This is a genomic window from Kitasatospora albolonga (assembly GCF_039535905.1).
GTDB lineage: Bacteria > Actinomycetota > Actinomycetes > Streptomycetales > Streptomycetaceae > Kitasatospora > Kitasatospora albolonga.
This window is the reverse complement of record NZ_BAAAYB010000149.1, coordinates 31,598-44,722: the sequence shown is the minus strand read 5'-3', so window position 1 is coordinate 44,722 and position 13,125 is coordinate 31,598. Positions and strand designations below refer to the sequence as shown.

Annotated in this window: 9 protein-coding genes; 7 read left to right on the top strand and 2 right to left on the bottom strand. The window is 71.6% G+C overall.

The window, feature by feature from the left end:
- Positions 1-24: 24 nt before the first annotated feature.
- The 5 genes from ABD946_RS36675 to ABD946_RS36655 all read left to right on the top strand — a co-directional run bounded on the left by ABD946_RS36675 (position 25) and on the right by ABD946_RS36655 (position 7,917).
- Positions 25-3,759 (top strand): multifunctional oxoglutarate decarboxylase/oxoglutarate dehydrogenase thiamine pyrophosphate-binding subunit/dihydrolipoyllysine-residue succinyltransferase subunit, encoded by a 3,735-nt coding sequence (locus ABD946_RS36675; protein WP_345290042.1) that lies wholly within the window; start codon positions 25-27, stop codon positions 3,757-3,759.
- 133 nt (positions 3,760-3,892) lie between these two features.
- Positions 3,893-5,521 carry a serine/threonine-protein kinase gene (locus ABD946_RS36670; protein WP_345290040.1) on the top strand — a complete coding sequence of 543 codons (1,629 nt, stop codon included), beginning with the start codon at positions 3,893-3,895 and terminating at the stop codon, positions 5,519-5,521.
- A gap of 44 nt (positions 5,522-5,565) precedes the next feature.
- Entirely contained in the window at positions 5,566-5,745 is a 180-nt protein-coding gene (locus ABD946_RS36665) for a DUF6104 family protein (protein WP_345290039.1), read from the top strand.
- Positions 5,746-5,942: 197 nt separating this feature from the next.
- Positions 5,943-6,860: a DUF4097 family beta strand repeat-containing protein gene (locus tag ABD946_RS36660; RefSeq protein ID WP_345290038.1), complete on the top strand. Its 918-nt coding sequence runs from the start codon at positions 5,943-5,945 to the stop codon at positions 6,858-6,860.
- Between the two features lies 1 nt (position 6,861).
- Entirely contained in the window at positions 6,862-7,917 is a 1,056-nt protein-coding gene (locus tag ABD946_RS36655; RefSeq protein WP_345290037.1) for a PadR family transcriptional regulator, read from the top strand.
- 230 nt (positions 7,918-8,147) lie between these two features.
- Here the strand turns inward: ABD946_RS36655 and ABD946_RS36650 are convergent, their stop codons facing one another.
- Both ABD946_RS36650 and ABD946_RS36645 read right to left on the bottom strand, forming a co-directional pair.
- The gene (locus ABD946_RS36650) at positions 8,148-9,110 is read right to left on the bottom strand and encodes a zinc-binding dehydrogenase (RefSeq protein WP_345290036.1); all 963 of its coding nucleotides are present in this window, start codon (positions 9,108-9,110) and stop codon (positions 8,148-8,150) included.
- 106 nt (positions 9,111-9,216) lie between these two features.
- Positions 9,217-10,410, bottom strand: coding sequence for an NAD(P)-dependent malic enzyme (locus tag ABD946_RS36645; protein WP_345290034.1), 1,194 nt, complete (start codon positions 10,408-10,410; stop codon positions 9,217-9,219).
- Between the two features lie 615 nt (positions 10,411-11,025).
- On the opposite strand from ABD946_RS36645, the gene ABD946_RS36640 reads away from it, so the two are divergent.
- On the top strand, positions 11,026-11,946 hold the full coding sequence (locus tag ABD946_RS36640; protein ID WP_345280474.1) for an ABC transporter substrate-binding protein: 921 nt from the start codon (positions 11,026-11,028) through the stop codon (positions 11,944-11,946).
- A gap of 263 nt (positions 11,947-12,209) precedes the next feature.
- Entirely contained in the window at positions 12,210-13,109 is a 900-nt protein-coding gene (locus ABD946_RS36635; RefSeq protein ID WP_345290033.1) for an ABC transporter substrate-binding protein, read from the top strand.
- Positions 13,110-13,125: the final 16 nt, after the last annotated feature.

The window sequence follows — 13,125 nt, the reverse complement described above, 5'->3', positions numbered from 1 at the left end:
GAAGCGGAAGAGGGCGGTTTGCCCGTGTCGCCACACCCTGAAACCCCCGTCAGCTCGGCAAGCTCCACTGGCTTCGGCCCCAACGAGTGGCTCGTCGACGAGATCTACCAGCAGTACCTCCAGGATCCCAACTCGGTCGACCGAGCCTGGTGGGACTTTTTCGCCGACTACAAGCCCGGTACCGAGGTGACTCCAGTGACCCAGGCCGCGACCCAGGTCGGCCCCACGCCGACCGCCGTTGCCGCCCCTGCCCCTGCTGCCGTTCCGGCGACGCCCGCCCCCGCTGCACCGGCCGCGCCGGTCCAGCCGGCGCCCGCGCCGCTCGCCGCAGCACCCGCCGCGCCGCCCGCGCCGAAGGCCGCCGCCCCGGCCCCCGCGCCCGCCGCCGACGGGACCGGCCCCGAGCTGCTCGTGCTGCGTGGTCCGGCGAAGGCCGTCGCCACCAACATGGACGCCTCGCTGGAGGTGCCGACCGCGACCTCGGTCCGCGCCGTCCCGGCGAAGCTGTTGATCGACAACCGCATCGTCATCAACAACCACCTGCAGCGCGCCCGTGGCGGCAAGGTCTCCTTCACCCACCTGATCGGCTACGCCCTGGTCCAGGCCGTCAAGGCCAACCCGGGCATGAACTACAGCTACAAGGTGGAGGACGGCAAGTCCTACCTGGTGAAGCCCGAGCACGTGAACCTGGGCCTCGCCATCGACCTGGTCAAGCCGAACGGCGACCGCCAGCTGGTGGTCGCGGCCATCAAGAAGGCCGAGACCCTCGACTTCCTGGGCTTCTGGCAGGCCTACGAGGACATCGTCCGCCGGGCCCGCGCCAACAAGCTGACGATGGACGACTTCACCGGCGTCACCGTCTCGCTGACCAACCCCGGCGGCATCGGCACCGTGCACTCCGTGCCGCGCCTGATGCAGAACCAGGGCACCATCGTCGGCGTCGGCGCCATGGAGTACCCGGCCGAGTTCCAGGGCTCCGCCCCGGAGACGCTGGCCCGCCTCGGCGTCTCCAAGACCATGACGCTGACCTCCACCTACGACCACCGCGTCATCCAGGGCGCCGGTTCGGGTGAGTTCCTGCGGTCGATCCACCAGCTGCTGCTGGGCGGGAACGACTTCTACGACGAGGTCTTCGAGTCGCTGCGGATCCCGTACGAGCCGGTGCGCTGGGCGACCGACGTCGCCACCACCCACGACGACGAGGTCAACAAGACCGCGCGCGTCATCGAGCTGATCCACTCCTACCGGGTCCGCGGCCACCTGATGGCCGACACCGACCCGCTGGAGTACAAGCAGCGCAAGCACCCCGACCTGGACGTCACCAACCACGGCCTCACCCTGTGGGACCTGGAGCGCGAGTTCGCGGTCGGCGGCTTCGGCGGCCAGAAGATGATGAAGCTCCGCGACATCCTCGGCCTGCTGCGCAACACCTACTGCCGCACGGTCGGCATCGAGTACATGCACATCCAGGACCCGAAGCAGCGCAAGTGGCTGCAGGAGCGCCTGGAGAAGCCGTACACCAAGCCCGAGCGCGAGGAGCAGCTGCGCATCCTGCGCCGGCTGAACTCGGCCGAGGCCTTCGAGACCTTCCTGCAGACCAAGTACGTCGGGCAGAAGCGGTTCTCCCTGGAGGGCGGTGAGTCGCTGATCCCGCTGCTGGACGCGACCATCGACGCCGCCGCCGAGCACCGCCTCGACGAGGCCGTCATCGGCATGGCCCACCGCGGCCGCCTGAACGTGCTGGCCAACATCGTCGGCAAGCCGTACGGCAAGATCTTCGGCGAGTTCGAGGGCAACCTCGACCCGAAGTCGATGCACGGCTCCGGCGACGTCAAGTACCACCTGGGCTCCGAGGGCACCTTCACCGGTCTGGACGGGGAGACCATCAAGGTCTCGCTGGCCGCCAACCCCTCGCACCTGGAGGCCGTCGACCCGGTGGTCGAGGGCATCGTCCGCGCCAAGCAGGACGTGCTGGACCAGGGCGGCACCACCTTCCCGGTGCTGCCGATCCAGATCCACGGCGACGCGGCCTTCGCCGGCCAGGGCGTGGTCGCGGAGACCCTGAACATGTCGCAGCTGCGCGGCTACCGCACCGGTGGCACCATCCACCTGGTGGTCAACAACCAGGTCGGCTTCACCGCCGCCCCGGCCAGCAGCCGCTCGTCGATGTACTGCACCGACGTGGCCCGGATGATCGAGGCCCCGATCTTCCACGTGAACGGCGACGACCCGGAGGCCGTGGTCCGCGTCGCGCGGCTGGCCTTCGAGTTCCGCCAGGCGTTCCACAAGGACGTCGTCATCGACCTCATCTGCTACCGCCGCCGCGGTCACAACGAGGCCGACAACCCGTCGTTCACCCAGCCGCTGATGTACGACCTGATCGACAAGAAGCGCTCGGTGCGCAAGCTCTACACCGAGGGCCTGATCGGTCGCGGCGACATCACCATGGAAGAGGCGGAGCAGGCGCTCCAGGACTTCCAGGGCCAGCTGGAGAAGGTCTTCTCCGAGGTCCGGGACGCCGCCGGTGCCCAGTCGGGCGCCACCGCCGGCAAGCCGGTCGCCGACTTCCCGGTCAACATCCAGACCGGCATCTCCGAGGAGATGGTGAAGCGGATCGCCGCCTCGCAGGTCAACCTGCCGGAGTGGCTGACCGTCCACCCGCGGCTCTTCCCGCAGCTGCAGCGCCGCGCCGCCTCGGTCGAGGACAACACCATCGACTGGGCGATGGGCGAGACCCTCGCCATCGGCTCGCTGCTGATGGAGGGTCACCCCGTCCGCCTGGCCGGCCAGGACTCGCGCCGCGGCACCTTCGGCCAGCGCCACGCGGTGCTGATCGACCGGAACACCGGCGAGGACTACACCCCGCTGCTGTACCTGACGGAGGACCAGGCCCGTTACACCGTCTACGACTCGCTGCTCAGCGAGTACGCGGCGATGGGCTTCGAGTACGGCTACTCCCTCACCCGGCCGAACGCGCTGGTGATGTGGGAGGCGCAGTTCGGCGACTTCGTCAACGGCGCGCAGACCATGGTCGACGAGTACATCGCCTCGGCCGAGCAGAAGTGGGGCCAGCACTCCGGCGTCACCCTGCTGCTGCCGCACGGCTACGAGGGCCAGGGCCCGGACCACTCGTCCGCCCGCCCGGAGCGCTTCCTCCAGATGTGCGCGCAGGACAACATGACGGTCGCCATGCCGACCCTGCCGTCGAACTACTTCCACCTGCTCCGCTGGCAGGCGCACAACCCGCACCACAAGCCGCTCATCGTCTTCACCCCGAAGTCGATGCTGCGCCTGAAGGCCGCGGCGTCCGCCACCAGCGAGTTCCTCAGCGGTTCGTTCCGCCCGGTCATCGGTGACACCACCGTCGACCCGGCCAACGTCCGCAAGGTGGTCATCACGGCGGGCAAGTTCTACTACGACGTCGAGGCCGCCCGGGCCGAGCGCGGGATCACCGACACCGCCATCGTCCGGGTGGAGCGGCTCTACCCGCTCCCGGTCGCCGAGCTCCAGGAGGAGCTGGCCCGCTACGGCGAGAACGTCCAGTTCGTCTGGGCCCAGGAGGAGCCGGCCAACCAGGGTGCGTGGCCGTTCATCGCCATGAACCTGGTCGACCACCTCCAGGTCGTCATCGGCCGCTCCGCCAACGGCGCCCGCCTGCGCCGCGTCGCCCGCACCGCGTCCTCCGCCCCGGCGGTCGGCTCGGCCAAGCGGCACGCCGCCGAGCAGCAGGCGCTGCTGGAGGAGATCTTCACCCTCTGACGCCGCGTCGGTCCGTACCCGGGCCCCGTCCACCGCTCCGGCGGCGGGCGGGGCCCGCGGTCGTTCCCCTGCCGGGCCGAGCGGTGCTGCCGTATGTTCGTCCCACCGATGTCGGTGCGGGGGGAGCGAGGACATGACCACGGACCCGGTGTTCCGGCCGTTGGAGCCGGAGGACCCGTCGGAGGTGGGCGGGTACCGCCTGGCGGCCCGGCTGGGGGCCGGCGGCATGGGGCGGGTCTACCTGGGCTACACGCCGGGCGGGCGGCCGGTCGCGGTCAAGGTGGTGCGGCGGCGGCTGGCCGCCGATCCGGAGTTCCGCCGCCGGTTCCGGCACGAGGTGGCCAACGCCCGGCGGATCCACGGCCTGTACACCGCGCAGGTGGTGGACGCCGGGGAGGACGAGGAGCTGCCCTGGCTGGCGACCGCCTACGTACCGGGGCCCTCGCTCCAGGAGGTGGTCCGGGAGCACGGCGCGCTGCCGGCCCGGACGGCGCTGCTGCTGCTCGGCGGGATCGCCGAGGCGCTCCAGGCGATCCACCTGGTCGAGGTGGTGCACCGGGACCTCAAGCCGGCCAACGTGCTGATGGCGGTGGACGGCCCCCGGGTGATCGACTTCGGCATCGCCCGGGCCGCGCACGCCACCGTGCTGACCGACTCCGGCTCGACCATCGGCTCGCCGCCCTACATGGCCCCGGAGCAGATCCGGGGGCAGCCGGTCTCCCCCGCCACCGACGTGTTCGCGCTCGGCGCGCTGCTGGCGTACGTCAGCGGCGGGGTGCTGCCGTTCGGGGACGGTCCGGACACCGCGGTGCTCTACCGGGTGGTGCACGAGCCGCCCGCACTGGCCGGAGTGCCGGACGCCCTGCGGGAGTTGGTGACCGCCTGCCTGGCCAAGCGGGCCGAGGACCGGCCCGGGCCGGCCGAGCTGGTCCGGGCCGCCCGCGAACACCCGCTGGTGGGCGGCGAGTTGCGCTTCACCGGGCACTGGCTGCCGGACCCGGTCACCCTGGCGCTCCGTCGGCGGGCCGAACTCCCGCTGCCCACCGGCCCGTCCGCTCCGGCCGGGCCGGACACCGGGACGGCCTCGTGGCCACCGCCCGAACCGCACACCGGACCACACACCGGGACGCACACCGGACCGGTCGCCGGGCCGGTGCCGACCGCGCCCGCCACCGCACCGGTGCCGGCCCCGCCGCGGCCCGTGCTGCCGCCGCCCGCCGTGCCGCCCCCGCCGCTCCTGCCGCCGCCCCCGGTCCGGCCCGCCCCGCCCCGGGCGGCGTCCGGCCGCCGCCGGGCGCTGCTGGTCGGCTCGGTGGCCCTGGCGGCGGTGCTGCTGGGCGCGGTCGCGCTCTGGCCGGATCCGGACGAGCCCACCGGTCCGTTCCGGATCGGTTACCGGGACCGGCAGTTGACCATCCCGCCGAACGGCTCCTTCGACTTCGACCTGAACGACGGCACCGTGGTCCCGGCCAACTCCTCCTCCTGGGCGGTCTCCACCGCGGGCCCGGAGTTCCGGGTGAGCTCCGGCTCGGACGTCTACCTGCCGCACGACGGGGCCCGGCTGACCGTCCTGGCCTGCGTGGCCGGGATCGAGAGCGCGCCGGGCACCGGGCCGGTGAAGTTCGAACAGGTGCCGGCCGGCCGGTCGTTCTGCGTGCGGGACCGGGAGACCGGCTCGGTCGCGGTGCTGCGCACGGTGGCGCTGGGCGACACCGACGGCATGGCCACCTGCTCGGTCACCTACTACCGGCACCAGGGCTGAGGACTATCCTGTCCCGGTCACACCACGAGCGACCGGAGCAGAGCGTGTACTTCACCGACCGAGGCATCGAGGAGCTGCAGAACCGTCGCGGCGAGGAGGAGGTCAGCTTCGAGTGGCTGGCCGACCGGCTGCGCGAGTTCGTCGACCTCAACCCGGACTTCGAGGTCCCGGTCGAGCGGCTGGCCACCTGGCTGGCCCGGCTCGACGACGAGGACGAGGACTGACCCGCGGGTCTCCAGCGGGACCCCTACGGGCCCGGACGGCTACGGCCGCCCGGGCCCGTAGCGCTTCCTCGGGGTGAACCCCGAGAAGCCCCTGAGACCGCCCGAGGCGTCCTTGACTTCACTTCCACGCGATATATCGTGTTGTTCAGGGGGACGCGATACATCGCGTATCCGACAACGGGAGGCGGGACGGAACCATGGGCAAGTGGACGGTCGAGGGGCCGGAGAAGATCAGCTTCGAGGAGCCGGTGAACGTGCTCCAGGTCCGGGTGGTGGCCGGCGCGGTGAACGTGGTCGCCGCCGAGGGCCCGGCCCGCCTGGAGGTCACCGAGCTCGAAGGGGACCCGCTGCTGGTCTCGCTGGAGGACGGCGTCCTCACGGTCACCTACAAGGACCTCTCCTGGAGCGAGCTGACGGAGTCGGCCAAGTCGGTCGAGAAGGTGAAGAGCTTCTTCGAGGGCCTGCGCCGCAAGCGCCGCGCGGTGGTCTCGCTGACCGTCCCGGCCGCCGCCGAGGTGAAGGTCGGCTCGGTCTCCGCCGACACCACCGTCTCCGGCGTGGCCGGCCGGGTCGGCGTGCAGGGCGCCAGCGGCGAGACCACCCTGGTCGGCCTGCGCGGCCGGGCCGACGTGAACTCGGTGACCGGCGACGTCAACGCCCAGTCGGTGGCCGGCGAGCTGAAGGTCCACACCGTCTCCGGGCACCTCACCGTGGTGGCCGGCAGTGGCGAGAAGCTGCACGCCAAGTCGGTCAGCGGCTCCGTCACCCTGGACCTGGACGCCACCACCCCGACCGACCTGCACGTGGCCACGGTCAGCGGCCCGGTCGCCGTCCGGCTGCCCTCGCAGGCCGACGCCAAGGTGGAGGCCGGCACCACCGGCGGCGAACTCTCCAGCACCTTCGAGGAGTTGACCCTCGGCGGCAGCTGGGGCACCCGCAAGCTCTCCGGCCAGCTCGGCTCCGGCACCGGCCGGCTCCAGGTGAACACCGTCTCCGGCGCCGTCACCGTGCTGCGCCGCCCCGAGACCGAGGACGGCCAGGTGCGCTTCACCAAGGAGCTGCCCGCCGCCCCCGCCGACGCCCCGGCCACCGACGACACCGCCCAGGAGGGCTGACATGACCCCCGTCTTCGGCCACGGCCGTCTGCGCCTGTACCTGCTCAAGCTGCTGGACGAGTCCCCGCGCCACGGCTACGAGGTGATCCGCCTGCTGGAGGAGCGCTTCCAGGGCCTGTACGCGCCCTCGGCCGGCACCGTCTACCCCCGGCTGGCCAAGCTGGAGCAGGAGGGCCTGGTCACCCAGAGCACCGAGGGCGGCCGCAAGGTGTACCGGCTGACCGAGGCCGGACGCACCGAGCTGGCGGCCCGTCAGGCCGAGCTGGCCGAGCTGGAGGTGGAGATCCGGGACTCGGTGGCCCAGCTGGCCGGGGCGATCCGCGAGGACGTCCGGGACACCGCCAAGGACCTGCGCGAGGAGATCTGGGGCGCGGCCAAGGGCGCGCCGAAGTCCGCGGGTTCCGAAGGGGAGGCCGGCGAGGACGGCCCCCGCACCGACCCGTGGGCCGGGCCCTGGGGCGAGAAGGAGTCCTGGCAGCGCGCCAAGCAGGAGTTCGCCCAGTTCAAGGCCGAGGCCAAGGAGCAGGCCAAGCGCGCCAAGGAGCAGGAGCGGGCCGCCAAGCAGCAGGCCAAGGCCGCCGAGGCGGAGGCCCGCCGGCTGCGCGAGGAGGCCAAGGCCTCCCGGACGGCCGCCCAGCAGGAGGCGCTGCGGATCAAGCGCCGGGTCGAGCAGCACGTCAAGGAGGCCGCCTCGCGCGGTGACTGGTCCACCGGCCTGGCCGAGGGCCTGTCCGAGATCACCCGCTCGCTCTCCGGCCTGGCCGACGCCGCCAAGTGGGGCGCCACCTCGGTCGCCGAGGACATCAAGGTCTCCCGGGTCGACTTCGACAAGGACCGGAGCACGGAGCGAACCACCGAGAAGCCCGCCGACCTGCCCGGCTGGGCGGTCACCGACCCGGCCGGCGATCCGGCCCGCGAGCTGGAGCGCCTGCTGGACCGCTTCCGCGACCAGGTCCGCGACGCCGCCCGCGACCACGGCGTCACCCGGGCCGGCCTCGCCGACGCCCAAACCACCCTGGCGGCCGCCGCCGAACGGCTGCGCCGCCCCCGCGGCTGACCGCCCGGAGGGCGGTCAGGGCGCCCGGAGGGCGGTCAGGGGCGCGAGGAACTGCGCGAGACGGAAGAAGCAGACCCGTGTGCCGGGTACGGAGAGCCACTTGCACGTGAGTGTCCGTACCCGGCACACGGGTCGTCGCGTTCCCCTGCGCGCAGTTCCCCGCGCCCCTGTCGGCCCTGGCGGGCCTCCGGGCGCGGAGCGCGATGCTCGGCCCTGCGGGCAGCCGGGCGTCAGGGTTCGAGGACCAGCTTGCCGAAGACCTCGCCCTTGGCGAGCCGGGCGAAGGCGTCCCGGGCCTCGGTGAGCGGCAGCACGGTGTCGATCACCGGCCGCACCCCGGAGGTGGCACAGAGCGCGAGCAGCGCCGCCAGCTCCTCCTTGGTGCCCATGGTGGAGCCCAGGACGTTGAGCTCCAGGAAGAAGATCCGGTTCAGCTCGGCGGCCTTCGGGCTGGGGCCCGAGGTGGAGCCGGAGATGACGATCGAGCCGCCCGGCTTCAGCGACTTGACGGAGTGGGACCAGGTGGCGGCCCCGACCGTCTCCATCACCGCGTCCACCCGCTCGGGGAGCCGGGCGCCGCTCTCGAAGGCGGCGTCGGCGCCGAGCTCGACCGCCCGGGCCCGCTTGGCCTCGTCCCGGCCGGTCACCCAGACCCGCAGGCCGGCCGCCTTGGCCAGCACGATCAGCGCGGTGGCCACGCCGCCGCCGGCGCCCTGCACCAGGACGGTCTGGCCGGGCTTGGCGGCGGCCTTGGTGAAGAGCATCCGGTAGGCCGTGAGCCAGGCGGTGGGCAGGCAGGCCGCCTCGGCGAAGGAGAGCTCGGCGGGCTTGGGCAGCAGGTTCCAGGTCGGCACGGCGACCCGCTGGGCGAAGGTGCCCTGGTACTTCTCGGTGAGGATGGTGCGCGGCTCGTCCGGGCCGACGCCGTGGCCGCTCTGGCCGATCACGGAGTGGATGACCACCTCGTTGCCGTGCTCGTCGATCCCGGCGGCGTCGCAGCCGAGGATCATCGGCAGCCGCTCGGCGGGCAGGCCCACCCCGCGCAGCGACCAGAGGTCGTGGTGGTTGAGGGTGGCGGCCTTGACCGTCACCACGCTCCAGCCGGGCCGGGCCTGCGGCTCCGGGAGCTCGCCCAACTCCAGTGCGCTGAGCGGGTCGTCGGCGTCGATGCGGGCTGCGTAGGCGGCGAACATGGACCGGACACTAGCGGTGAACCACTGCTAACCGGAACGGGACACGGGTGTGACGACGGTAACCAACCCGTCAGCACACCCGTGTCCCGTGGTGTCGAACAGTGCGTCAGATCCGCGCGACGCCCTCGCGGCGGGCGGCCTCGGCCACCGCCTTGGTGACCGCCGGCGCGACCCGGGGGTCGAACGGCGAGGGGATGACCCGCTGCGGGGTCAGCTCGTCGGCGACCACGGCGGCCAGCGCCTCGGCGGCGGCCAGCTTCATGCCCTCGGTGATCCGGGTGGCCCGGACCTGGAGCGCGCCGGCGAAGATGCCGGGGAAGGCCAGCACGTTGTTGATCTGGTTCGGGAAGTCCGAGCGCCCGGTGGCGACCACGGCCGCGTAGCGGTGGGCGACCTCGGGGTGGATCTCCGGGTTCGGGTTGGCCATCGCGAAGACGAAGCAGCCCTCGGCCATGGTGGCGACGACGTCCTCGGGGACGGTGCCGCCGGAGACGCCGATGAAGACGTCGGCGCCGGCCAGCGCGTCGGCCAGCGAGCCCCGGAGCCCGGACCGGTTGCTGAGGGCGGCGATCTCGGCCTTGACGTCGGTCAGGTCGCCCCGGCCGTCGTACACCACGCCCTTGCGGTCGCAGACCGCGACGTCGCCGATCCCGGCGGCCAGCAGCATCTTGGCGATGGCGATGCCGGCCGCGCCCGCGCCGGAGATGACAGCGCGCAGCGAGCCGATCTCACGGCCCGTCACCTTGGCGGCGTTCCAGAGCGCGGCGGTGGTGACGATCGCGGTGCCGTGCTGGTCGTCGTGGAAGATCGGGATGTCCAGGGCCTCCTGGAGCCGGCTCTCGATCTCGAAGCAGCGCGGGGCGGAGATGTCCTCCAGGTTGACGCCGCCGAAGGACGGGGCGAGCCGCACCACGGTCTCGACGATCTCGTCGACCTCGGTGCAGGCGAGCGCGATCGGCACCGCGTCCACGCCGCCGAACTGCTTGAACAGGATGGCCTTGCCCTCCATCACGGGCAGCGAGGCCTCCGGGCCGATGTCGCCCAGGCCGAGCACGGCGGTGCCGTCGGTCACGACGGCGACCACGTTGGACTTCCAGGTGTAGTCGTTGACCAGCTCGGGCTGCTCGGCGATGGCCGTGCAGACCTTGGCGACACCGGGGGTGTAGGCGAGGGACAGGTCGTCCGCATCGCGCACCGGAACCGTCGCCCGGACCTCCATCTTGCCGCCCCGGTGGAGCGCGAAAACGGCGTCGACCGGGTCGTCGGTCTCAGTGCTGGTGTGGATGATCTCCGCTGCCACGATGACCTCTTCGTCATTTGATCAGCGAGAGCGCGCACACCGACGGGCCGGGACCCGCTCGGGGCGTCCCGGACGGGATGCCGAAAAACCCGGGCCGCCGAAACGGACCCGGACGAGGGGTCGGGGCGCTGCCGTCGGGCCGCGCCCTCGAATGAGGGTTTTATGGGTGTCTCTGCGGTTGTACTGCCGGTCTGCCCTGGCCGGTTCCGGTGGGTACCGGACCACGAGCCTAGGCCGGACGGAGGCATCGCACCTATGCCTTTTTGTCCTTTTCACGTGCCCGTCATCCCCAGGTCGGGCAGTTGACGACCGTCGGTTTCGGAAGTACCGGCGGCCCTGCTCGGACCCTGGTGATCGTGCACGCACACCCGCAGGAGGTGAACACCAGACACGGAGGGGAGCTGGCGCCTCGAATCCGGAGTCTGCGTACCCGACTTCCGGTTCTGCGCGCCCCGGGTCTGTCGCGACCCGGCGGCCTGGGGTTCTGATCGGGGGTCACCCGATACCCGATTCTGACACATCCGAGACCCGCCCCGGCAGGGCGGGATGGAAGACTCCGGACTCCGGCCCACTCCGGACCCGCACGACCTCTCCCACAGGAGGAGCAGTACCCCCATGCAGCACAGTTCCCCCATATCCCGTCATGTCGCCCGCGCCGCCACCGCGTTGACCGCAGGATCGCTCCTGCTGACCGGCTGCGGCGCCGGATCGACGCCGAAGGCCCCGTCCGAGGACCCGCGCTCGATGCTCCCGGCCGCCGTCCGCGAGGCCGGCGTGCTCAAGGTCGGCTCCGACCTCAACTACGCCCCGGTGGAGTTCAAGGACGCCAACGGCCAGGCCGCCGGCCTCGACCCGGAGATCGCCGAGGCGATCGGCAAGCAGCTGGGCCTGCGGGTGGAGTTCGTCGACACCCCCTTCGACAAGCTCATCCCCGGCCTGCACGCGAAGCAGTACGACGTCGTGATGTCCGCGCTGAGCGACAACCGCCAGCGCCGCGAGGGCACCGACGACAACGGCACCCAGGTGAATCCGGGAGTGGACTTCGTCGACTACTTCATCGCCGGGACCTCGATCCTGGTGAAGAAGGGCAACCCGAAGGGCGTCAAGTCCATCGACGACCTCTGCGGCCACCCCGTCGCGCTCCAGCGCGGCACCACCCAGGACGCGATCATCGCCCGGCAGACCACCGCCTGCACCAAGGCGGGGAAGCCCCTCACGGTCAAGCTCTTCGACACCGACGACCAGGCGCTGGCCGAGGTGAAGGCCGGCCGCGCGGTGGCCGACCTGAACGACTTCCCGGTGGCCGCCTACGTGGCCCAGCAGCAGGACGGCGGCAGGACCTTCGAGGTGGCCAGCGCCCAGATCCAGCCCGGCCCGTACGGGATCGCGCTGACCAAGGGCGACACCGCGCTGCGCGACGCGCTGGTGAAGGCGCTCGACCGGGTGATCCGCGGCGGCGAGTACGACAAGATCCTCGCCAAGTGGAACGTCTCCGCGGGCGCGGCACAGAACGCCGTGGTCAACGGCGGGTTCTGACCCTCCGGAGCCCTTCGGTCCGCATACTTATACACGGAGTGACAGGGACACGGTATTCGTCCGGATAGCGGACGCTCTGACCCCTCGTTATCCGATTTTGATCTGAATAGTGGTCCGTTACCGAATGCCTGGTGGCAGGATTCCCACCAACTCGGATCGCTACAGCCCACCTCGGCGGAGGGTGGCGACAGCCCCGGCCCCCCGTGTACGCCGCCAGCGCGGCGCGCTCCGCCCAGCCTCTCCCACAGGAGGAGACTCCCCCCATGACCGTCCGTAACCCGCGCACCCGCCTCCTCGCCGCCGGTGCCCTGATCGCGACCGCCTCGCTGGTGCTCACCGCCTGCGGCGACGACAAGAAGGACGACACCTCGGCGGCCGGCTCCTCGGCCCCGCTGTACTCGAAGCTCCCGGCCGACATCCAGAAGGCCGGTGTCGTCAAGGTCGGCTCCGAGGTCGCGTACGCGCCGGTGGAGTTCAAGGACGGTGGCAAGATCACCGGTATCGACCCGGACCTGGCCGACGCGCTGGCCAAGCAGCTGGGCGTCAAGTTCCAGATCCAGGACGCCGGTTTCGACACCCTGATCACCTCGCTCTCCACCAAGCGGATCGACCTGATCATGTCGGCGATGACCGACAACAAGGAGCGCCAGGGCAAGGGCGTCGACTTCGTCGACTACTTCAAGGCCGGCACCTCGATCCTGGTCCAGAAGGGCAACCCGAAGGGCATCAAGACCCTGGAGGACCTCTGCGGCCAGACCGTGGCGCTGCAGAAGGCCACCGTCAACGAGGACACCGCCAAGGCGCAGTCCGACAAGTGCAAGGCGGCGGGCAAGGCCGAGATCACCATCCAGGGCTACGAGCACGACGGTGAGGCCCTGCTCAAGCTGAAGTCCGGCGCCGCGGTGGCCGACCTGAACGACTACCCGGTGGCCGCGTACAACGCGCAGACCTCGGGCGGCGGCAAGGACTTCGAGGTGGTCGGCGAGCAGATCGACCCGGGCCTGTACGGCATCGGCGTCTCCAAGGAGAACGCCCAGCTCCGCGACGCCGTCAAGGCCGGCCTGGAAGCGCTGATCGCCAACGGCGAGTACGCCAAGATCCTCGACAAGTACAACGTGAAGCTCGGCGCGGTGGACTCCGTGACGGTCAACGGCGGTTCCTGACCCGTCGTCAGCCCGG